The sequence below is a fragment of the Clavibacter michiganensis genome (assembly GCF_002151125.1).
Taxonomy (GTDB): Bacteria; Actinomycetota; Actinomycetes; order Actinomycetales; family Microbacteriaceae; genus Clavibacter; species Clavibacter michiganensis_C.
Map to the genome: position 1 here is coordinate 51,760 of NZ_MDJZ01000011.1, position 19,459 is coordinate 71,218.

Genomic DNA, 19,459 nt, shown 5'->3' on the forward strand with positions numbered 1-19,459 from the left:
GGCATGGCTGACTCCCGCACCCTCGTCCTGCTGCGTCACGGCAACAGCGACTGGAACCAGAAGAACCTGTTCACCGGATGGGTGGACGTCGAGCTGAGCGAGCAGGGCGTCCAGGAGGGCCAGCGCGCCGGCGAGCTCCTCGCCGAGTCCGGCATCCTCCCCGACGTGCTGCACACCTCCGTGCTCATCCGCGCCATCGACACCGCCAACATCGCGCTCAAGCGCGCAGGCCGCTCGTGGATCCCGGTCCAGCGCACCTGGCGCCTCAACGAGCGCCACTACGGCGCGCTCCAGGGCAAGGACAAGGCGCAGACGCTCGCCGAGTACGGCCCCGAGCAGTTCGCCACCTGGCGCCGCTCGTTCGACGTGCCGCCGCCTCCCATCGCCGACGACGACGAGTACTCGCAGTCGGCCGACCCCCGCTACGCCGACCTCGGCGACGCGCTGCCCCGCACCGAGTGCCTCAAGGACGTCATCGAGCGGATGCTGCCCTACTGGGAGTCGGACATCCAGCCCGACCTCGCCGCCGGCCGCACGACGCTCGTCACGGCGCACGGCAACTCGCTGCGCGCGCTCGTGAAGCACCTCGACGGCATCTCCGACGCGGACATCGCCGAGCTCAACATCCCGACCGGCATCCCGCTCGTCTACCGCCTCGACGAGGACTACCGCCCGATCGTCCCGGGCGGCGAGTACCTCGACCCCGAGGCGGCCGCCGCCGGCGCCGCGGCCGTCGCCGCGCAGGGCTCCAAGAAGTAGCACCACCCCGCATCACGACGAGAGCCCGACCGGATGATCCGGTCGGGCTCTCGTCATGCGGGCCGGCGCGGGGCCGGCGGGCGGGTATCAGGCGTCGGCCTGCACCCAGTCGCCGGTCGCGAGGTACTGCACGGTCTTGGCGATGGAGACCGCGTGGTCGGCGAAGCGCTCGTGGTAGCGGCTGGCGAGGGTGGAGTCGACCGTGTCGACGGCGGCGCCCTTCCAGGTCTCGCCGAGCACCTTGTCGAAGACGCTGAGGTGCAGCTCGTCGATGCGGTCGTCGTCGTTGCGGATCTCCTCGGCGAGCTTCGCGTCCTCGGTGGTGAGGAGGTCCGTGAGCTTGCGGGCGATGGCCACGTCGAGCTGGCCGAGCTCGAGGAACGTGGGACGGAGCGACTTCGGCACCACCTTGTCCGGGAAGCGGTAGCGCGACAGCTGGGCGATGTGCTCGGCGAGGTCGCCCATGCGCTCGAGCGACGCGCTGATGCGGAGCGCGCTCACGACGATGCGCAGGTCGCGGGCGACCGGCTGCTGGCGGGCGAGGATGTTGATGGCGAGCTCGTCGAGGCTCGTGGCGAGCTCGTCGATGCGGCGATCCTGCTCGATGACGGTCTCGGCGAGGCTGACGTTCGACTCGTTGAACGCGCGGGTCGCGTTCTCGATGGAGATGGCGACGAGCGCGGAGATCTCGATGAGACGCTCCTGGACCTCGTGGAGCTCCTGCTGGAACACTTCGCGCATGGGGGACGTCCTTTCAGGCCGCCCCGCTACGAGGGGCGGGGTGGTTCTCGGGTACGGCGGGCGCCTGCTGACGGGCCCACGTCCACACGACTCTGGTCATCTGAGGTTAACGCACGGTGCCGGTGAGCTGAATTCGCGGCCTCCCGGCCCGAGTGGCGGGGTCCGACGGGCGGGTCGCCCCGACGCCGTCTCCTAGTGTGGGCGCATGGACACCGGTGCGTTGGTGCTCGTCTGCCTCCTCATCGGACTGGCGGTCGGCGCGGGATTCGTGTGGCTGCTGCACCATGCGGCGGACCGTGGCGACCGCGCCGTGGAGATCACGAACCCGGTCGTCCCCGACGGCGTGGACCAGGTGCTCGAGGCGCTGGAGTCGGCCGGCATCGTGCTGGATCCGTCCAACAACGTCATGAAGGCCTCGCCCGGCGCCATCTCCTCCGGCCTCGTCTTCCACCAAGCCCTCGTGCACCCGGAGCTCGTCTCGATGGTCGACCGCGTGCGCCGATCCGGCGAGCCGATGGCCGACGAGGTGTCGCTCGCGCGCGGCCCCTTCGGCGCGGCCGAGTTCCAGATGCACGTCCGCGTCGCCCGCCTCGGCGCGCGCTACGTGCTCCTCCTCGCCCAGGACCGCACCGAGTCGCACCGCCTCGACCAGGTGCGCCGCGACTTCGTGGCCAACATCAGCCACGAGCTGAAGACGCCGATCGGCGCGGTCGGGCTCCTCGCGGAGGCGCTCGACTCGTGCGCGGACGACGCCGTGCAGGTGCGGCGCTTCGCCGCCCGGCTGACCACGGAGTCGGCCCGGCTCGCGCGCATCACCCAGGAGATCATCGAGCTGTCGCGGCTCGAGGCGTCCAACGCGCTCGAGAAGGCGGAGCCCGTCGACGTGGACCACGTGATCAGCGTCGCGCTCGACCAGGTGCGCCTCGGCGCCGAGCTCCGCGGCATCGAGCTCGCCCGCGGCAAGCGCTCGCGCTCCACCGTCTACGGCGACGAGGCCCTGCTCGTGGTCGCCGTGCACAACCTGCTGAGCAACGCGGTCAACTACTCGCCGGACGGATCCCGCGTCGGCATCGGCGTCATGGTCGACGACGGGGCCGTCGAGATCGTGGTCACGGACCAGGGCATCGGCATCCCCGAGGACGAGCAGGGCAGGATCTTCGAGCGCTTCTTCCGCGTCGACCAGGCGCGCGCCCGCGACACCGGGGGCACGGGGCTCGGGCTCAGCATCGTCAAGCACGTCGTGCAGAATCATGGCGGCGACGTGCGGGTCTGGTCCCGCCCCGGTCGCGGCTCGACCTTCACCATCCGCCTCCCCGAGGCATCGCAGACGCCGGCGCTCGCCGGTACGGACATCGGAGAACCCACGTGACACGCATCATGCTCGTCGAGGACGAGGCGTCGCTCAGCGAGCCGCTCGCCTTCCTGCTCCAGCGCGAGGGCTACGAGGTCGACGTCGTCGAGGACGGCCCCGCCGCGGTGGCCGCGTTCGACAAGGACGGCGCCGACCTGATCCTGCTCGACCTCATGCTCCCCGGCCTCCCCGGCACCGAGGTGTGCCGGGAGATCCGCACGCGCTCGGCCGTGCCGATCATCATGCTCACCGCCAAGGACTCCGAGGTGGACATCGTGGTGGGCCTCGAGCTCGGCGCGGACGACTACGTGACCAAGCCGTACTCGACGCGCGAGCTGCTGGCGCGGATCCGCGCGGTGCTGCGTCGCCGCGTCGAGGTCGACGACGAGCCGCTCAACGTGCTCGAGGTCGGCTCCGTGCGCATGGACGTCGAGCGCCACACCGTCGAGGTCGACGGCCGCGAGATCGCGATGCCGCTGAAGGAGTTCGAGCTGCTCGAGCTGCTGCTGCGCAACGCCGGCCGCGTGCTCACGCGCGGCCAGCTCATCGACCGGGTGTGGGGATCCGACTACTTCGGCGACACCAAGACGCTCGACGTGCACATCAAGCGGATCCGCTCCAAGATCGAGCGCGAGCCGTCCGACCCCGTGCTCCTCGTCACCGTCCGCGGGCTGGGCTACCGCTTCGAGGCGTAGGCCTCGCGTCGCCTGCACGACGAAGGCCCCGACCCGGTGAGGGGCGGGGCCTTCGTCGTGCGAGGGCGCGGAGGCGGACCGCGCTAGTTCGTGCTGTCCCCGAGGCCCTCGTCGCCCTCTGACGTGCCGGGCGTCGTGGTGACGGTCGTGTCGGGGGTGGACCCGGTCTCGCCGGGGACGAGGTTCGTGTACGTCTCCTGGTCGCCGTTGAGGACGGGGACGTCCATCTCGACGCCCTCGGCGTCGCCGTACTGGATGTAGATCTTGGTGAGCGACCCCGGGGTCGGGTCGACCGAGTCGAACGTGATGCGCTGGGAGTCCTCGGCGCCGAACTTGGTGAGGCCGGGCGCCGCCGTGACGGTGCGCGTCTCGCGGTCCGTGCCGCCCTCGGTCGTCTCGTGCTGGAACGACACGCGCTGGCTGGTGCCCGAGTCGTTGACGAGCGTGACGACCAGGCTGGCGCCGGCCGCGGATCCGCCCTCGGTGAGGAGGATGGCGTTGCGCACCTCGACCTCGCCGACCGTGGCGTCGAAGCCGTCGGAGGGGAAGTAGGAGATCTGCGTGGCCTGGGGCGTGATGAACGTGCACGACGACGCGCCGACCGCGATCAGGGCCGCGAGGACGATGGACGATGCGGTACGCGCTCTCACGGGACCCTCCGGTTGTCGCGCGGGGCCGGCGCCGGGGCGTCCGGGGGCGTCCGCGCTGGATCAGCTGACCCGCTCAGCCTACGGGATCAGGCGGCGCGCGGCCGCCCGCGGGCGCGCGGGACCCGGCTGGTATCCTGGGCTGCAGTCCACAGGAACGGGGAACCCATGCTCTTCGAGGTCGGCGAGACCGTCGTGTACCCGCATCACGGTGCCGCGACCATCATCGAGGTGAAGAAGCGCGTCATCCGGGGCGAGGAGAAGCTGTACCTCAAGCTCGACGTCAACCAGGGCGGCCTGCAGATCGAGGTGCCGGCCGAGAACGTCGACATGGTCGGCGTCCGCGACGTCATCGGGCGCGAGGGCGTGGAGAGCGTGTTCGCGGTGCTGCGCGCCGAGTTCACCGAGGAGCCCACCAACTGGTCGAGGCGCTACAAGGCCAATCTCGAGAAGCTCGCGTCGGGCGACGTGCTGAAGGTGGCGGAGGTCGTGCGCGACCTGTGGCGCCGCAACCAGGACCGCGGCCTGTCCGCGGGCGAGAAGAGCATGCTGCAGAAGGCGCGCGGCATCCTGGTGGGCGAGCTGGCCCTCGCCGAGAAGACCGACGAGGAGCACGCGTCCACGCTGCTCGACGAGGTCCTCGCGTCCTGACGCGCCGGCCGTCGGCGCGCATCGCCGCCGGTAGCCTGACCGCATGAGCCACGACCCCGTCGTCCCGTCCGTCCCCGCGACCGCCGACGGCGCGCCGGACGAGCCGCGGCTGGGCGTCGTCGTCGTCGCGGCGGGCAGCGGCACGCGGCTCGGGGCGGGGATCCCGAAGGCGCTCGCCGAGGTCGGCGGTGCCACGCTGCTGGCCCGCTCCCTGGGCGCGGTCCTCGGCCTGGCGGAGGAGGCGCACGTCGTGGTGGTCGCGCCGGGGACGCACCTGGCGGAGACGACCGCCGTCGTGGACCGGGTGGCGGGCGCGGCACGCGCATCCGTCGCGGTCGTCGTCGGGGGAGCGACCCGGCAGGGATCCGTGCGGGCGGGCCTCGCCGCGCTCGCCGCGAGCGTCGACACGGTCCTCGTGCACGACGCCGCCCGAGCGCTCACGCCCTCCGCCCTCTTCGCCGCCGTGGCGCACGCCGTCCGCGCCGAGGGCGCCGGCGTCGTCCCCGGCCTGCCCGTCACCGACACCGTCAAGCGCGTGGATCCGGCGGGGGAGTGCCTCGGCACCGTCGACCGCAGCGACCTCGTCGGGGTCCAGACGCCGCAGGGCTTCCCGCGGGCCGCCCTCGACGCCGCGTACGCGCGCGCGACCGCCGAGCACACGGACGACGCGGCCCTGTTCCAGGCGTCGGGCGGCCGCGTCCGCGTGATCCCCGGCGACGCGCTGGCCTTCAAGGTCACGACCGCGTGGGACCTCCGGCGCGCGGAGGAGCTGGTCGCCCGGTCCGAGGGCGCGCGGCCCGAGGGCGAGCGGCCCGACGCGGGCGGATCCGCCGCCTCGCGCCTCCGCTCGGGCATCGGCACCGACGTGCACGCGATCGACCCGGCCCAGCCGCTCTGGCTCGCGGGCCTGCACTGGCCCGGCGAGCCGGGCCTCGCCGGCCACAGCGACGGCGACGCGGTCAGCCACGCGATGTGCGACGCGCTCCTGTCCGCCGCGGGCCTCGGCGACATCGGCGGGATCTTCGGCACCGACGACCCCGAGCTCGACGGCGCGCACGGCGAGGTCTTCCTGCGGCGGACCGCGGAGCTCGTGCGCGGCGCCGGCTACCGGGTCGTCAACGTCGCCGTCCAGGTCATGGCCGTCCGCCCCAAGCTGTCGCCACGGCGGGCCGAGGCCGAGCGGGTCCTCTCCGCCGCCGTGGGCGCGCCCGTCTCGCTCGCCGGCACCACGACCGACGGCCTCGGCTTCACGGGTCGCGGCGACGGCGTCGCGGCGGTCGCGACGGCCCTCGTCGAGCGCGTCTGACCGGGCCGTCGCGGGGGCGGCCGACCGCCGTCCCGGCCCGTCATCCGGCGGGACCGCGGATGCGCGCTGACTAGGATCTGTGTGTGACCCTGCGCCTCCATGACTCCCGGACGCAGTCCCTGCGGGACTTCGTGCCCCTCGTCGACGGCAGGGTCGGCATCTACGTCTGCGGTCCCACGGTGCAGTCCGCGCCCCACATCGGCCACCTCCGCAGCGCGCTCGCGTACGACCAGCTGCGCCGCTGGCTCGCCTACCGCGGGCTCGACGTCACGCTCGTCCGCAACGTCACCGACATCGACGACAAGGTCATCGACAACGCGCGCCGCGGCCAGGAGGCCGGCGGCACCGAGGAGTGGTGGGCGCTGGCTTACCGCGTCGAGCTCGAGTTCTCCCGCGCGTACGCGGCCCTCGGGATCCTCCCGCCCAGCTACGAGCCCCGCGCCACCGCGAGCATCGGCGAGATGCAGGCCATCATCGCGCGCCTCGTCGAGCGCGGCCACGCGTACGCGGCCGACGACGGATCCGGCGACGTCTACTTCGACACCGCATCCTGGCCCGAGTACGGCGAGCTCACGCGCCAGCGCGCCGCCGACATGGAGGCTGCCGCGGACGCCGACCCCCGCGCCAAGCGCGACGTGCGCGACTTCGCCCTCTGGAAGGGCGCGAAGGCCGGCGAGCCCGCGAGCGCGTCGTGGCCGTCACCGTGGGGCGCCGGCCGCCCCGGCTGGCACATCGAGTGCTCCGCCATGTCCACGCGCTACCTCGGCGCCGAGTTCGACATCCACGGCGGCGGCCTCGACCTCCGCTTCCCGCACCACGAGAACGAGCTCGCGCAGTCGCGCGCCGCGGGGGATCCCTTCGCCCGCTACTGGCTGCACAACGGCCTCGTCGCCGTCGCCGGCCAGAAGATGAGCAAGTCGCTCGGCAACTCGCTGTACGCGGCCGACCTGCTGGCCTCGGCGCGCCCCGTCGCGGTGCGCTACTTCCTCGGATCCGCGCACTACCGCTCCACGCTCGAGTTCCACGACGGAGCGCTCGCCGAGGCCGAGGCCGCCCTCGACCGCATCGAGACCTTCCTCGACCGCAGCGCCCGCCGCCTCGCCGGCACGCGCTTCCAGGCCGCGCCCGCCGCGGCGGACGGCCCTCCGGCCGCGGTGCCCGCCGAGTTCGCCGAGGCCATGGACGACGACCTGAGCGTCCCGCAGGCGCTCGCCGTCCTGCACGACGCCGTGCGCGCGGGCAACGCGGCGCTGGATGCGGGCGACCTCCAGGAGGCCGCATCGCTGCGGGCCGACGTCTCCGCGATGGTCGCCGTGCTCGGGATCGACCCGCTGGCCGACGAGTGGCGCACCGCGTCCGACCAGCCCGCCCGCCGTGCGCTGCAGGCGCTCGTGGAGCACCGGATCGCCGAGCGACAGACCGCGCGGGAGGCCAGGGACTTCGCTCTCGCCGACCGCATCAGACAGGAGCTGGCCGAGGCCGGCATCACGATAGAGGACTCGCCTGGCGGGTCGCATTGGAGCATCGATGGCGAATAAGCCCAGCCGCTCAGGCGCGGTACGGAAGACCAAGAAGGGCCCGCTCAAGGGATCCGGAGGGCAGGGCAGGCAGGCCCTCGAGGGCAAGAAGCCCACGCCTAAGGCGGAGGACCGGCCGTACCACCCCGCCGGCAAGCGCAAGCTCGCGAAGGACCGGTACGAGGCGGCGTCGGCGGGCGCGAACCGCGGCCGCGACGAGCGCGCCGAGCGCTCGCCCGCGCCCCGGTCGGCCCCGCCGCGCGCCCGTGCGACGGACCGTCCCGCCGGCGCGGACGCCCCGCGTGCCCGCCGCGCGAAGCAGCAGGACGAGTCCGAGGTCGTGACCGGCCGCAACTCGGTGGTCGAGGCGCTCCGCGCGAAGATCCCCGCGACCGCGCTCTACATCGCCTCGCGCATCGAGTACGACGACCGCGTCAAGGAGGTGCTCTCGCTCGCGACCGGGCGCGGGATCCCCGTGCTCGAGGTCATGCGCCCCGAGCTCGACCGCATCGCCGGCCACGACGCCGTGCACCAGGGCCTCGCGCTCAAGGTGCCGCCGTACGAGTACGCGGACGCGATCGAGCTGCTGGACAAGACCGTCTCCCGCGGACAGGTGCCGCTCATGGTGGCGCTCGACGGCATCACCGACCCGCGCAACCTCGGCGCGATCATCCGCTCCGTCGCCGCGTTCGGCGGCCACGGCGTGATCGTGCCGCAGCGCCGCTCGGTCGGCCTCACCGCCAGCGCGTGGAAGACGTCCGCCGGAGCCGCCGCGCGCACGCCCGTCGCCATGGCGTCCAACCTCACGCAGACGCTCAAGGCGCTCAAGCAGCGCGGCGTCTTCGTGGTCGGCCTCGACGGCGGCGGCGACATGTCGCTGCACGAGTTCACGCTCGCCGACCGGCCGATCGTGGTCGTCGTCGGATCCGAGGGCAAGGGCCTCTCGCGCCTCGTCACCGAGACGTGCGACACCATCGTCTCCATCCCGATCGGCGCCTCCACGGAGTCGCTCAACGCGGGCATCGCGGCGAGCGTCACGCTCTACGAGATCGGCAAGCTGCGGGCCGCCGAGCGGAAGTAGCGCGTCGTACGCACGAGGAGCCGGGACCCCAGGGTCCCGGCTCCTCGTCGTCGTGGCCGGAGCCGCGGCGGTCAGACCTTGGTGCGCCAGTCCTCGGCGGCCTCGGCCTCGGTGATCGGCACGTCCGACTCGTCCTCGATGACGCCGATCGACTCGGTCGGCGGGTCGATGACCGTCGCCTCGTCGCGGCGGTGGCGGAGGATGTCCTGCACGTAGGCGGTCACGGCCTCGGCCAGCGGGATGTCCCGGCTCAGCTTCTGCGACATGTACCAGCGGTGCTCGAGCAGCTGGTGGAACACCTCGGCGGGCTCCAGCTTGCCGCGGAGATCGCGGGGGATCGCGCGCACGACGGGCTCGAAGACGCGCGCGAGCCACTCGTGCGCGACCATCTCCTCGTCGAGGTCCTGCTTGTCGGCCGCCGCGGTGTACGAGTCGAGGTCGTTGAGGAGTCGGCGGGCCTGGTTCTCCTGCGCATCGACGCCCGTGAGGCGGAGCAGGCGGCGCTGGTGGTGGCCGGCATCCACGACCTTCGGCTGGATCCTGACCTGAGAGCCCTCGGCGGTCGTGCGGATCGCGAGCTCCTCGATGTCGAAGCCGAGGTCGTTGAGGCGGTCGACGCGCTCGTTGATCCGCCAGCGCTCCGAGGTCGGGAACTCCTCGCGTCCGGTCAGCTCCTTCCAGAGCGTGCGGTACTGGGCCACGATGCGCGTGCTGGTCTCGAGGGGATCCAGCCCCTCCTCGATCCGGCCGCCGGCCTCCAGGTCCATGAGCTCGCCGGCGATGTTGACGCGCGCGATCTCGAGGTCGTTCTCGCGCTGCCCGTTGGAGAGGCCGCCGTTGAAGAGCTTGCCGGTCTCCGCGTCGACGAGGTAGGCGGCGAACGCGCCCGCGTCCCGGCGGAAGAGGGTGTTCGACAGCGACACGTCGCCCCAGAAGAAGCCGATCATGTGCAGCCGGACGAGGAGGACGGCGAGGGCGTCGACGAGGCGCGTCGCCGTGTCCGGCCGCAGCTGCTGCGAGAAGAGCGCGCGGTAGGGGAGCGAGAACTTGAGGTGCCGGGTGACGAGCACCGACTTGAGCGGGTCGCCGTCCTCGTCCGTGCGGTTCATGATCACGGCGACGGGCTCCACGCACGGGATCTCGAGCCGCTGCAGCGTCCGCAGCATGTCGTACTCGCCGCGCGCCATCTCGTCGGTCGTCTCCTTGATGGCGATGACGTAGCCGGAGAGGTTCGCGAAGCGCACGAGGTGCCGGGAGATGCCCTTGGGGAGCGTCGCGATGGCCGACGACGGCCATTCGTCGAGCGGCAGCTGCCAGGGCAGGTCGAGGAGCGCGGGGTCGACCGTCGCCGCGGTGATGTTCAGGGATCCGGCCATGCTGCGACCCTACCCGACCGCGGAAACGCCGCTGCCGCGGCCCCCGACGCGCCCCGGGAGGGGAGCGTGGGGACCGCGGCAGCGGTGGTGGGACGGGTCGATCAGTTCGCGGAGACCGGCGCGTTGAGGCGGAGGCCGCTCTCGGCGTCGAAGGCGTGGAGGTGACCCGCCTGCGGCGTGATGAACACGGTGTCGCCGGCGTTGGGGTGCAGGCGGCCGTCGACGCGCGCGACGAGGTCGGTGCGCTTGCCCTCGATGTCCGTGTGGCCGTAGAGGTAGCCGTCGGCGCCGAGCTCCTCGACGAGGTCGACCGTGACCGAGAGGCCCTGGCCCTGCGAGGTGCTGACGACGACGTCCTCGGGACGCACGCCGATGGTGACCGAGCCGCCGGTGGCGTTCGTGAGCACGTCGCGCTCGACGGGGACCACCGCGGTGCCGAACTGCACGCCGCCGTCGACCACGTTCGCGGAGAAGAGGTTCATCGCGGGCGATCCGATGAAGCCGGCCACGAACACGTTCTGCGGCTTCTCGTACAGGTCGCGCGGGGTGCCGACCTGCTGGAGCACGCCGTCCTTGAGGACCGCGATGCGGTCGCCCATGGTGAGGGCCTCGGTCTGGTCGTGGGTGACGTAGACCGTGGTGACGCCGAGGCGGCGCTGGAGCGACGCGATCTGCGTGCGGGTCTGGACGCGGAGCTTGGCGTCGAGGTTCGACAGCGGCTCGTCCATGAGGAAGACCTGGGGCTGGCGCACGATGGCGCGGCCCATGGCGACGCGCTGGCGCTGGCCGCCCGAGAGGGCCTTGGGCTTGCGGCTGAGGTAGGGCTCGAGGTCGAGGAGCTTCGCGGCCTCGAGGACGCGGGTGGCCCGCTCGTCCTTGCCGACGCCCGCGATCTTGAGCGCGAAGCCCATGTTCTCGGCGACCGTCATGTGCGGGTACAGCGCGTAGTTCTGGAACACCATGGCGATGTCGCGGTCCTTCGGCGGAACGTCCGTGACGTTGCGGTCGCCGATGAAGATGTTGCCGTCGTTGACCTCCTCGAGGCCCGCGAGCATGCGGAGGGTGGTCGACTTGCCGCAGCCGGACGGGCCGACGAGGACGAGGAACTCGCCGTCGGCGACCTCCAGGTCGATCTGGTCGACCGCGGGGCGCGTCGAGCCCGGGTACAGGCGCGTGGCCTTGTCGAAAGTTACAGATGCCATTTCGGTGTTCTCCTTCACGGGCAGGTACGTGCCCGACGATCCGTGGTGATGGATGTGATGCTCATGGCTCATCGCTGTGGGCGACGATGACCACCCGACGAGTATTGCACGGGGGCCTGCGCTCGGGAAGCGCGGCATGATGCGGATCGGCGGCTATTCCCCGCCTGGGGACAGAGGGTCGAGGGCCTGTATCGTCTCCTGCGGCGCAGCACCCGCGCCGGCCGCGTCACCGCTTTCCCAGACTGGCCGCCTAGAGTCCTGAGGTCGTCCGGGAGCCCGCCCGCGCCCGACTCCCCCATCTCCTGAGCGAGGACCCATGAGCAGCACGCCGCCCGCGCACGAACCGCACGGCGGTCACCGTCGGCGCCGCGAGGCAGCCCGCGAGAAGGCGCGCCTCAACCGCATGAAGCAGCGTCGCCGCGACGTGGTGGGGCGCTACCTCATCCGCGGCGGCATCGTCGCCGCCCTCGTCGCGGTGGTCGTGGTGGTCGGGCTCGTCGTCGTCCAGGGCGCACGCCCCGCGGGACCCGGCCCCCAGAACATGGCGAGCGACGGCATCCTCATCGGCAGGGACCTCGCCGCGACGCCCACGGAGGCCCTCGACCCCGAGCAGGCCCCGGTCCCCACCGGGTCCCAGGCCGCCGGTGTCGCGCACATCCGCGTCTACGTCGACTACCTCTGCACCGCGTGCAAGGAGTTCCAGGACACCAACGGGGCGCAGATGGAGGGCTGGCTCCAGTCGGGCGCCGCCACCGTCGAGATCCACCCCGTCGCCATCCTCACCAGCAAGTCGCAGGCCTACTCGATGCGGGCGGCCAACGCCGCCGCGTGCGTGGCCGACTCCTCCCCGGACGACTTCTGGGCGTTCAACTCCGCGCTCTTCGCGGAGCAGCCGGCCGAGCAGAGCACGGGCCTCAGCGACGATCGCATCGTCGAGCTCGCGGGGCAGGCGGGTGCCGGCTCGTCCGACGTCGCGGAGTGCGTCTCCGAGCAGCGGTTCCAGTCGTGGGTGAACGCCGCGACCGATCGCGTCCTCGACGGCGACATCCCCGACTCGAACGTCGAGAAGGTGGTGGGCGCGCCGATCATCGTGGTGGGCGACCGCCAGTACACCGGCCAGCCGGACGACGCGAAGGCGTTCGCCGCGTTCGTGCTCCAGGCCGCCGGCCAGGACGCGACATCCACGCCCACCCCGACGCCCGCGCCGTCCGAGACCCCGACGACGGCGCCGTAGCGCGGCTCCTATGATGGATCGACGGCCCGCGAGGGCGGTCGGCCGGCCTGGCGCAATTGGTAGCGCACCGCACTTGTAATGCGGCGGTTACGGGTTCGAGTCCCGTGGCCGGCTCTCCGTCGCCCAGGCCGTGCGCTCGACCTCCGCGATCATCCGGGTCCGTCCTCAGTCGAGGACGGTGATCATCCGCTCCCCGTCGACCGGCGAGCGTGGCCCCTTGTCATCGGCGGCGACGTCTCCGACGTAGAGCCAGCCGAGGAGGTCCTCTCCGTCGCCCAGGCCGTGCATGCGTCGCACCGCGTCGCTGCGGGTCAGGGAGCCGGTGCGCCAGAACACGCCCCAGCCCTGCTCCTCGAGGAGCAGCGTGAGCGCATGGGCGACGCCGGCGGCGACCGCCTCCTGCTCCCAGTCGGGGACCTTGCGGCTCGGCGTGCGGCACGCGACCACGGCGACGAGCAGGCTCGCGCGGTGGGTCTTCTTGCGGTGCTTGCCCGAGCCGGGATCACCCGCTGCCTCGTCCATCGCGGCACCGAGGCGGTCGCGGGCGCCTCCGCGGATCTCGACGACCCGCCACGGGCGCAGGCCCCCGTGGTCCGCGAGCCGGGAGGCCGCCGCGACGAGCGGGACGAGCTCCTCGTGCGTCGGGGCCGCGTCGCCGACGGACGAGCGCGACCGTCGGCCCCGGAGCGCCTCCAGGACGGCTCCGCCAGGCGCAGGTGCGCCGGGCCCGGACGGGTCGGCGGTGCCGCCCGCCCGATGCCGCGGCACGTCGGTCACTCCGCGGTGCGGAACGACATGGACACCGAGTTCATGCAGAACCGGTCGCCCGTGGGGGTCTGCGGCGCGTCGTCGAACACGTGGCCGAGGTGCGATCCGCAGCGTGCGCAGACGACCTCGACGCGCTTCATGCCGAGGCTCGTGTCGGTGTACAGCTTGACGGCGTCGCTCTCCTTCGGCGCGTAGAAGCTCGGCCATCCGCAGTGGGAGTCGAACTTCGTGTCGCTCGTGAAGAGCTCGGCGCCGCAGGCCTTGCAGCCGTAGACGCCCGTGCGCTCCTCGTCGAGCAGCTCCCCGGTCCAGGGGCGCTCGGTGGCCTGCTGGCGCAGCACCGCGTACTCCTCAGGGGAGAGCTCCTGACGCCACTCGTCGTCGGTCTTCTCGATCTCGTAGGCCATGGTGCGGGTCCTTTCTCGCTGGTCGATCCTAGGGGCGGCGTCCCAGCGCGCCTCCAGCATCAACCGCCTCGACGCCCCGTCGATTCCTTCATATGAGGGACGATCCGGCCCGGGATGACGCCGGATGCGAGCGGGCGTCCTGCCGTACGCCGCGGCGCGCGGACATCCCGGGCACATGGGCGGGGCGCTCAGCGAGGCGCACCTAGTATGTGGGGGATGTCGGGGAAGGAGCATGCCGTGGACCAGCGCGATGCCCCCTCCGCGACCGCTCCCGCCGCCGAGCCGCGACCCGTCGACGAGCTCGACGAGCTGGGCCGCGCGGTGCTCGACTTCGAGCGGGACTGGACGCGCCATGCCGGGGCGAAGGAGGAGGCCATCCGCCAGACCTTCGGCCTCTCCGCCACGCGCTACTACCAGCTGCTCGGATCCCTGCTCGAGACCCGTCAGGCCCTCGCCTACGACCCGCTGCTCGTCGGGCGCCTCCTGCGCCTCCGCGAGACGCGCGCCGCCGCCCGTGCGGCCCGCGCCCTTCCCACCGGTCTCCCGCACCGACCGACCGCACGCTGACCCCGCGCCCCACCGAGGAGACACGAGACCCGCATGCCCTCCCACGCTCCCGACCGCTTCGACGACGTCCCCGGCGACCTGAGCCGCGTTGGCGCGCACCGTGCGCCCCGCCCGCGGCACCACCGCTTCCGCGCCTTCGCCTGGGCGGCCCTCGCGACCGGCCTCCTCGTCGGCCTCGGCGTCGTCGGCCTCTTCGTCATCGACGACCGCGTCTCGTTCACTGACATCATCCCGAGCGGCGGGTCCTCCGAGGAGGCGGCCCCGTCCGAGGCGCCGACCGTCGCTCCCACCGCCGTCCCCGGCATGGTCGTCACCGTCCTGAACGGCACGAGGACCTCGGGTCTCTCCGCTCGGGCCGCGACGACGCTCCAGGACGAGGGGTGGGCCATCGCGTCGCGCCTGAACGCCAGCTCGACCGACATCACCACGACCACCGTCTACTACTACGACGCCGCGGACGAGGGCGCCGCCCGCGGCCTCGTCGCGGCGCTGGGCGTGGGCGACGTGGCGCAGTCCGACCAGTTCCGGCCGCAGGCCGGCACCTCGGCGGCCCAGGCTGCGAAGCTGACGGCCGTGCTCGGCTCGGACTACGCCGCCGAGGGCTGATCCGCCTCCGGGGCCGCCCACCGGATCGTCCCGTGGATCGATGCGACGAGGCGACGGCTGCCCTGTCTATGGTGCTGCCTGGTCGCACGCCCGTCGCGTACCAGGTGCTGCGCGCCGTACGTCCCGGGGCGTGGCGCGGGGCCGATGCAGGGCTCCGCGGTCGACCCGGGGGTGGCGGCACCGCGCTCCCGACACCGCGCATTCGCACATGGAGAAGCACATGGCCAACGGCACCGTGAAGTGGTTCAACGGGGAGAAGGGGTTCGGGTTCATCACCGTGGACGCCGTCGAGGGCGGTCCTGCCCAGCAGGATGTCTTCGTCCACTACTCGGCGATCGAGATGTCCGGATACAAGGTCCTGGAGGAGGGCCAGCGTGTCGCCTTCGAGATCGGCCAGGGGTCCAAGGGCCTGCAGGCGGAGAACGTGACGCTGGCCTAGCGAGCCGTCCACCTCCCCGACGCCGCCGCCCGCCCGGGCGGCGGCGTCGCCGCGCTCCCGTCGGGTCCCCGCCTGTGGGCGGCTCGCTTGCACTCCCGTAGGGCGAGTGCCAGAATCGTCCCTGGCACTCCCTCACGGGGAGTGCTAGACGACTGCCTTTTTCCTGACGTCCGGGAGGGACGAGAGATACACATGGCTAAGATCATCGCTTTTGACGAAGAAGCCCGCCGCGGCCTCGAGCGCGGCCTGAACATCCTGGCCGACGCGGTCCGCGTGACCCTCGGCCCGCGTGGCCGCAACGTCGTCCTCGAGAAGAAGTGGGGCGCCCCCACCATCACGAACGACGGCGTGTCCATCGCCAAGGAGATCGAGCTCGACGACCCGTTCGAGAAGATCGGCGCGGAGCTCGTCAAGGAGGTCGCCAAGAAGACCGACGACGTCGCCGGTGACGGCACCACCACCGCGACCGTCCTCGCGCAGGCGCTGGTCCGCGAGGGCCTCCGCAACGTCGCCGCGGGCGCCGACCCCATCAGCCTCAAGCGCGGCATCGAGAAGGCCGTCGCGGCCGTCACGGAGGAGCTCAAGTCCGCCGCGAAGGAGATCGAGACCAAGGAGGAGATCGCCGCCACCGCGTCCATCTCCGCCGGCGACGCCACCATCGGCGCCATCATCGCCGAGGCGATCGACAAGGTCGGCAAGGAGGGCGTGGTCACCGTCGAGGAGTCCAACACCTTCGGCACCGAGCTCGAGCTCACCGAGGGCATGCGCTTCGACAAGGGCTACCTGTCGCAGTACTTCGTCACGGACCCCGAGCGCCAGGAGGCCGTGTTCGAGGACGCGTACATCCTGATCGTCAACTCGAAGATCTCGAACATCAAGGACCTGCTGCCGATCGTCGACAAGGTCATCCAGTCGGGCAAGCAGCTCCTCATCATCGCGGAGGACGTCGACGGCGAGGCCCTGGCCACGCTCGTCGTGAACAAGATCCGCGGCATCTTCAAGTCGGTCGCCGTCAAGGCCCCCGGCTTCGGCGACCGTCGCAAGGCGCAGCTGCAGGACATCGCCATCCTCTCCGGTGGCCAGGTCATCGCCGAGGAGGTCGGCCTCAAGCTCGAGAACGTCACCCTCGACCTGCTCGGCACGGCCCGCAAGGTCGTCATCACCAAGGACGAGACCACGATCGTGGACGGCGGCGGCGACGCCACCGAGATCGCGGCCCGCGTGCAGCAGATCCGCAACGAGATCGCGAACACGGACAGCGACTACGACCGCGAGAAGCTCCAGGAGCGCCTCGCCAAGCTCGCGGGCGGCGTCGCCGTCATCAAGGCCGGCGCCGCGACCGAGGTGGAGCTCAAGGAGCGCAAGCACCGCATCGAGGACGCCGTCCGCAACGCGAAGGCCGCCGTCGAGGAGGGCATCGTCGCCGGTGGTGGCGTCGCCCTCATCCAGGCCGGCAAGCTCGCGTTCGACAAGCTCCAGCTCGAGGGCGACGAGGCGACGGGCGCGAACATCGTCCGCGTCGCGGTCGACGCGCCGCTCAAGCAGATCGCGATCAACGCGGGCCTCGAGCCCGGCGTCGTCGCCGAGCGCGTCCGCAACCTCCCCTCGGGTCACGGCCTCAACGCCGCCACGGGCGAGTACGTCGACATGCTCGCCGCGGGGATCAACGACCCGGTGAAGGTCACGCGCTCGGCTCTGCTGAACGCCGCGTCCATCGCCGGTCTGTTCCTCACGACCGAGGCCGTCGTCGCCGACAAGCCCGAGAAGAACCCGGCCCCGGCCGGCGACCCCACGGGTGGCATGGACTTCTAGTCCGATCGGGCGGGGCGGAGACGCCCCGCCCACCAGCACGATCAGCACGACGAAGCGGGCGGTCCCTCACGGGGCCGCCCGCTTCGTCGTGCGGGGGCCCGCTCACTCCGGCCGACGGCCGCCGTGGGCGAGCTAGTGCGCGAACATGCGGGCGTTGCCCTCCTCCACCTCCGCGTACTGACGTGCGGCCGAGCTCAGCGCCTGGTTGATGCTCGCCAGCGCCTCCTCGACGCGCTGCTGCGTGCCCTTCCACTCCGCGACCACTCCCTGGAACGCGGTCGCGGCGCTGCCGGACCACGACCCCTGCAGGTCGGCGAGCTGGCCGTGCAGGCCCGCCACCTCCGCCTGGATGCGGCCGATGCTGCCCTGGACGGCCGCGGTGGCCGACAGGACGGCCTCGCTGTCCACCTGGTACCTCGTCATGCGTCTCCTCCTTCTCGTCGTCGGACGAGCGGAGGCTACCCAGGCGATCAGGGCGCGGGGGTGGCCGGAGCGCTGGGCGTGGACGTCGAGGGACCCTCGGAGCTGGGGAGGAGGGGCAGGATCACGCGGAAGGTGGCGCCGCCGCCCTCGGTCTCGACGACATCGACCCGGCCGCGGTGCGCGGCGACGATGGCGGACACGATGGCGAGGCCGAGCCCGCTGCCGCCGGTCTCCCGGGTGCGCGACGTGTCGGCGCGCCAGAAGCGCTGGAAGATCTTCTCGCGGATCTGCGGGGGCACGCCGTCCCCATGGTCGCGCACCTCGATGCGCGCCTCCCGCGCGCTCTCGTCCACGACGGTGGCGAGCTCGATGGGGCTGCCCGCGGGCGTGAAGCGCACCGCGTTGCCGATGAGGTTCGTCACTACCTGGCGGATCTTGTTCTCCTCCGCCTGGACCATGGCGAAGCCCTCGGCGGAGACGGGCGCGTCCTCGCCGGGGCGGGCAGGGGCGAGCGCGTCCGCGGCCGTGTCGCCGGGGCGGCGCAGGCGGCGGGCTCGGAACCGGGACAGCGTGGCGCCGGCGAACGCGATGGGGCCTGTCACGTCGTTCCCCGTCGCCGGTCCGGTGGTCCGCGGCGGGTCCGTCGGCATCTCCTGGGTCGCCTCGAGCCCGTCGGCGTCGAGGACCGGGCCGAGCGGATTGACGAGCACGGGCGGGAGCGCCGTCACGGTGCGGGTCTGGGAGGAGGCCATCGCGTCGAGGGCGGCGTCGCGGGCGATGGGGTAGAGGTCGACGGGCGCGAGTTGCAAGGGCTTGGTCTCGTCGAGCCGCGCGAGCTCGAGGAGGTCCTCCACGAGACCGCCCATCCGGATGGCCTCCTTCTCGATGCGCTCCATGGCCTGCGAGACGTCCTCGGGCGTCTGCAGCGCGCCCATCCGGTAGAGCTCGGCGTAGCCGCGCACCGACACCAGCGGCGTGCGGAGCTCGTGGCTGGCGTCGCCGACGAACCGCCGCATCTGGTCGATGGTCTTCGCGCGGTCGGCGAACGCGCGGTCGATCCGGCTCAGCATCATGTTGAGGGAGCGGTTGAGCCGCCCGACCTCGGTGTTCGGGGTGGCGCCGCCGAGGCGCTGGCCGAAGTCGCCGCCGGCGATGGCGGCGGCCGTGCGCTCGACCTCGCGGAGCGGGCCGAAGGTGCTCGTCACGAGCATGCGGGTGACCGCGGCGCCGAGCACGACCACGGCGAGGCCGAAGCTCGCGAAGATGACGATGTAGGTCGCGACGAGGTCGTCGACCTGGTCGAGCGGGAGCGCGACGACGAGGGTCGAGTACTCCGTCGCGTCCGGCGAGGCGTTCTGCGACACGCGGACGATGCCATGCCACGCCTTGCGGCCGGAGTTGTCCGAGAAGGCGACGACCTCGTTGTTGATCTGGGATGCGTGGGCGAGGTCGAGCCCGAACACACGGGGGTGCTCGGCCGAGTCACCGGTCCAGTTGTCGGCGAGGACGTCCCCGTCCGCGTCGAGCAGGAGCACGAACCACGCCGGATCGGCCGTGGCGACGTCGCTGCGCGTGAACGTGTCCGGCATGCTCGGATCCGTGTTCAGCACCTTCGGGAGCTGCGTCACGGCGACCTTCAGCTGCGCGTCGAGCTGGCCGACCATCTGCTGGCGCAGCAGGTACATGGTGCCCGCGCCGGAGACGAGGAGTCCCAGCAGGAGCAGGAGCACCGTGACGCTCGTGATCTTGGTGCGCAGGGAGACGTTGTTCCACTTCTCCGACACGTAGTCGTGCACTGGCCGCACCTCGTGTTCCCGTCTCGCTGACCTGAGGTCGAGGATATGCGACCCAGCATGTGCGGACGGCCGGGCGCCCGA

The 19,459-nt window shown here is 72.2% G+C and carries 20 protein-coding genes and 1 tRNA gene; 13 read left to right on the forward strand and 8 right to left on the reverse strand.

The window, feature by feature from the left end:
• Positions 1–3 precede the first annotated feature (3 nt).
• Complete coding sequence (locus BFL37_RS06015; protein WP_086514250.1) at positions 4–759, forward strand: phosphoglyceromutase; 756 nt, start codon at positions 4–6, stop codon at positions 757–759.
• Between the two features lie 87 nt (positions 760–846).
• Here BFL37_RS06015 and phoU read toward each other — a convergent pair whose 3' ends face one another.
• Positions 847–1,500, reverse strand: coding sequence for a phosphate signaling complex protein PhoU (gene phoU / locus BFL37_RS06020; protein ID WP_015491088.1), 654 nt, complete (start codon positions 1,498–1,500; stop codon positions 847–849).
• 205 nt (positions 1,501–1,705) lie between these two features.
• On the opposite strand from phoU, the gene BFL37_RS06025 reads away from it, so the two are divergent.
• Entirely contained in the window at positions 1,706–2,869 is a 1,164-nt protein-coding gene (locus tag BFL37_RS06025) for a sensor histidine kinase (RefSeq protein ID WP_086514251.1), read from the forward strand.
• Positions 2,866–3,546, forward strand: a complete 681-nt coding sequence (locus tag BFL37_RS06030) for a response regulator transcription factor (RefSeq protein WP_086514252.1) — start codon at positions 2,866–2,868, stop codon at positions 3,544–3,546. Before BFL37_RS06025 ends, BFL37_RS06030 begins: the two co-directional genes overlap by 4 nt.
• A gap of 83 nt (positions 3,547–3,629) precedes the next feature.
• Here BFL37_RS06030 and BFL37_RS06035 read toward each other — a convergent pair whose 3' ends face one another.
• Complete coding sequence (locus tag BFL37_RS06035) at positions 3,630–4,196, reverse strand: hypothetical protein (RefSeq protein ID WP_086514253.1); 567 nt, start codon at positions 4,194–4,196, stop codon at positions 3,630–3,632.
• 165 nt (positions 4,197–4,361) lie between these two features.
• Here BFL37_RS06035 and BFL37_RS06040 point away from each other — a divergent pair, with 165 nt between their 5' ends.
• The 4 genes from BFL37_RS06040 (at position 4,362) to rlmB (ending at position 8,748) form a co-directional block, all read left to right on the forward strand.
• A complete protein-coding gene (locus BFL37_RS06040) occupies positions 4,362–4,844 on the forward strand; it encodes a CarD family transcriptional regulator (RefSeq protein WP_012039178.1) in 483 nt (160 codons plus the stop codon).
• A 43-nt stretch (positions 4,845–4,887) separates the two neighbouring features.
• Positions 4,888–6,150 (forward strand): 2-C-methyl-D-erythritol 4-phosphate cytidylyltransferase, encoded by a 1,263-nt coding sequence (gene ispD, locus BFL37_RS06045; RefSeq protein WP_086514254.1) that lies wholly within the window; start codon positions 4,888–4,890, stop codon positions 6,148–6,150.
• Between the two features lie 83 nt (positions 6,151–6,233).
• Positions 6,234–7,688 carry a cysteine--tRNA ligase gene (cysS, locus tag BFL37_RS06050; RefSeq protein WP_086514255.1) on the forward strand — a complete coding sequence of 485 codons (1,455 nt, stop codon included), beginning with the start codon at positions 6,234–6,236 and terminating at the stop codon, positions 7,686–7,688.
• Positions 7,678–8,748 (forward strand): 23S rRNA (guanosine(2251)-2'-O)-methyltransferase RlmB, encoded by a 1,071-nt coding sequence (rlmB, locus tag BFL37_RS06055; protein WP_086514256.1) that lies wholly within the window; start codon positions 7,678–7,680, stop codon positions 8,746–8,748. Before cysS ends, rlmB begins: the two co-directional genes overlap by 11 nt.
• Before the next feature lie 71 nt (positions 8,749–8,819).
• Here rlmB and BFL37_RS06060 read toward each other — a convergent pair whose 3' ends face one another.
• Together BFL37_RS06060 and BFL37_RS06065 are read right to left on the reverse strand one after the other, a co-directional pair.
• Positions 8,820–10,124 (reverse strand): DUF4032 domain-containing protein, encoded by a 1,305-nt coding sequence (locus BFL37_RS06060; RefSeq protein ID WP_045529459.1) that lies wholly within the window; start codon positions 10,122–10,124, stop codon positions 8,820–8,822.
• Between the two features lie 101 nt (positions 10,125–10,225).
• Complete coding sequence (locus BFL37_RS06065) at positions 10,226–11,326, reverse strand: ABC transporter ATP-binding protein (RefSeq protein ID WP_086514257.1); 1,101 nt, start codon at positions 11,324–11,326, stop codon at positions 10,226–10,228.
• A 316-nt stretch (positions 11,327–11,642) separates the two neighbouring features.
• Here BFL37_RS06065 and BFL37_RS06070 point away from each other — a divergent pair, with 316 nt between their 5' ends.
• Positions 11,643–12,560 (forward strand): DsbA family protein, encoded by a 918-nt coding sequence (locus BFL37_RS06070; RefSeq protein WP_086514258.1) that lies wholly within the window; start codon positions 11,643–11,645, stop codon positions 12,558–12,560.
• A 41-nt stretch (positions 12,561–12,601) separates the two neighbouring features.
• A tRNA-Thr gene (locus BFL37_RS06075) sits at positions 12,602–12,674 on the forward strand.
• A gap of 51 nt (positions 12,675–12,725) precedes the next feature.
• Here BFL37_RS06075 and BFL37_RS06080 read toward each other — a convergent pair.
• Together BFL37_RS06080 and msrB are read right to left on the reverse strand one after the other, a co-directional pair.
• A complete protein-coding gene (locus BFL37_RS06080) occupies positions 12,726–13,328 on the reverse strand; it encodes a nitroreductase family protein (protein ID WP_172403757.1) in 603 nt (200 codons plus the stop codon).
• 5 nt (positions 13,329–13,333) lie between these two features.
• The gene (msrB, locus tag BFL37_RS06085) at positions 13,334–13,735 is read right to left on the reverse strand and encodes a peptide-methionine (R)-S-oxide reductase MsrB (protein WP_012039170.1); all 402 of its coding nucleotides are present in this window, start codon (positions 13,733–13,735) and stop codon (positions 13,334–13,336) included.
• Positions 13,736–13,972: 237 nt separating this feature from the next.
• Here msrB and BFL37_RS06090 point away from each other — a divergent pair, with 237 nt between their 5' ends.
• From BFL37_RS06090 to groL, 4 genes are all read left to right on the forward strand, one after another.
• Positions 13,973–14,302: a DUF3263 domain-containing protein gene (locus BFL37_RS06090; protein ID WP_086514259.1), complete on the forward strand. Its 330-nt coding sequence runs from the start codon at positions 13,973–13,975 to the stop codon at positions 14,300–14,302.
• 33 nt (positions 14,303–14,335) lie between these two features.
• Positions 14,336–14,908 (forward strand): LytR C-terminal domain-containing protein, encoded by a 573-nt coding sequence (locus BFL37_RS06095; RefSeq protein WP_086514260.1) that lies wholly within the window; start codon positions 14,336–14,338, stop codon positions 14,906–14,908.
• Positions 14,909–15,128: 220 nt separating this feature from the next.
• On the forward strand, positions 15,129–15,347 hold the full coding sequence (locus tag BFL37_RS06100; protein WP_012039167.1) for a cold-shock protein: 219 nt from the start codon (positions 15,129–15,131) through the stop codon (positions 15,345–15,347).
• A gap of 192 nt (positions 15,348–15,539) precedes the next feature.
• Positions 15,540–17,159, forward strand: coding sequence for a chaperonin GroEL (gene groL / locus BFL37_RS06105; protein WP_086514261.1), 1,620 nt, complete (start codon positions 15,540–15,542; stop codon positions 17,157–17,159).
• A 132-nt stretch (positions 17,160–17,291) separates the two neighbouring features.
• Here groL and BFL37_RS06110 read toward each other — a convergent pair whose 3' ends face one another.
• Both BFL37_RS06110 and BFL37_RS06115 read right to left on the reverse strand, forming a co-directional pair.
• Positions 17,292–17,582 carry a WXG100 family type VII secretion target gene (locus tag BFL37_RS06110; RefSeq protein WP_015491075.1) on the reverse strand — a complete coding sequence of 97 codons (291 nt, stop codon included), beginning with the start codon at positions 17,580–17,582 and terminating at the stop codon, positions 17,292–17,294.
• A 47-nt stretch (positions 17,583–17,629) separates the two neighbouring features.
• A complete protein-coding gene (locus BFL37_RS06115; RefSeq protein WP_086514262.1) occupies positions 17,630–19,387 on the reverse strand; it encodes a sensor histidine kinase in 1,758 nt (585 codons plus the stop codon).
• Between the last annotated feature and the right edge of the window lie 72 nt (positions 19,388–19,459).

Coding starts and splice junctions, on each gene's coding strand:
- BFL37_RS06025 (WP_086514251.1), top strand. CDS start 1,706: ATGGACACCGGTGCGTTGGTGCTCGTCTGCCTCCTCATCGGACTGGCG.
- BFL37_RS06060 (WP_045529459.1), bottom strand. CDS start 10,124: ATGGCCGGATCCCTGAACATCACCGCGGCGACGGTCGACCCCGCGCTC.
- BFL37_RS06065 (WP_086514257.1), bottom strand. CDS start 11,326: ATGGCATCTGTAACTTTCGACAAGGCCACGCGCCTGTACCCGGGCTCG.
- rlmB (WP_086514256.1), top strand. CDS start 7,678: ATGGCGAATAAGCCCAGCCGCTCAGGCGCGGTACGGAAGACCAAGAAG.
- msrB (WP_012039170.1), bottom strand. CDS start 13,735: ATGGCCTACGAGATCGAGAAGACCGACGACGAGTGGCGTCAGGAGCTC.
- BFL37_RS06070 (WP_086514258.1), top strand. CDS start 11,643: ATGAGCAGCACGCCGCCCGCGCACGAACCGCACGGCGGTCACCGTCGG.
- BFL37_RS06110 (WP_015491075.1), bottom strand. CDS start 17,582: ATGACGAGGTACCAGGTGGACAGCGAGGCCGTCCTGTCGGCCACCGCG.
- BFL37_RS06040 (WP_012039178.1), top strand. CDS start 4,362: ATGCTCTTCGAGGTCGGCGAGACCGTCGTGTACCCGCATCACGGTGCC.
- ispD (WP_086514254.1), top strand. CDS start 4,888: ATGAGCCACGACCCCGTCGTCCCGTCCGTCCCCGCGACCGCCGACGGC.
- phoU (WP_015491088.1), bottom strand. CDS start 1,500: ATGCGCGAAGTGTTCCAGCAGGAGCTCCACGAGGTCCAGGAGCGTCTC.
- groL (WP_086514261.1), top strand. CDS start 15,540: ATGGCTAAGATCATCGCTTTTGACGAAGAAGCCCGCCGCGGCCTCGAG.
- BFL37_RS06015 (WP_086514250.1), top strand. CDS start 4: ATGGCTGACTCCCGCACCCTCGTCCTGCTGCGTCACGGCAACAGCGAC.
- BFL37_RS06100 (WP_012039167.1), top strand. CDS start 15,129: ATGGCCAACGGCACCGTGAAGTGGTTCAACGGGGAGAAGGGGTTCGGG.
- BFL37_RS06095 (WP_086514260.1), top strand. CDS start 14,336: ATGCCCTCCCACGCTCCCGACCGCTTCGACGACGTCCCCGGCGACCTG.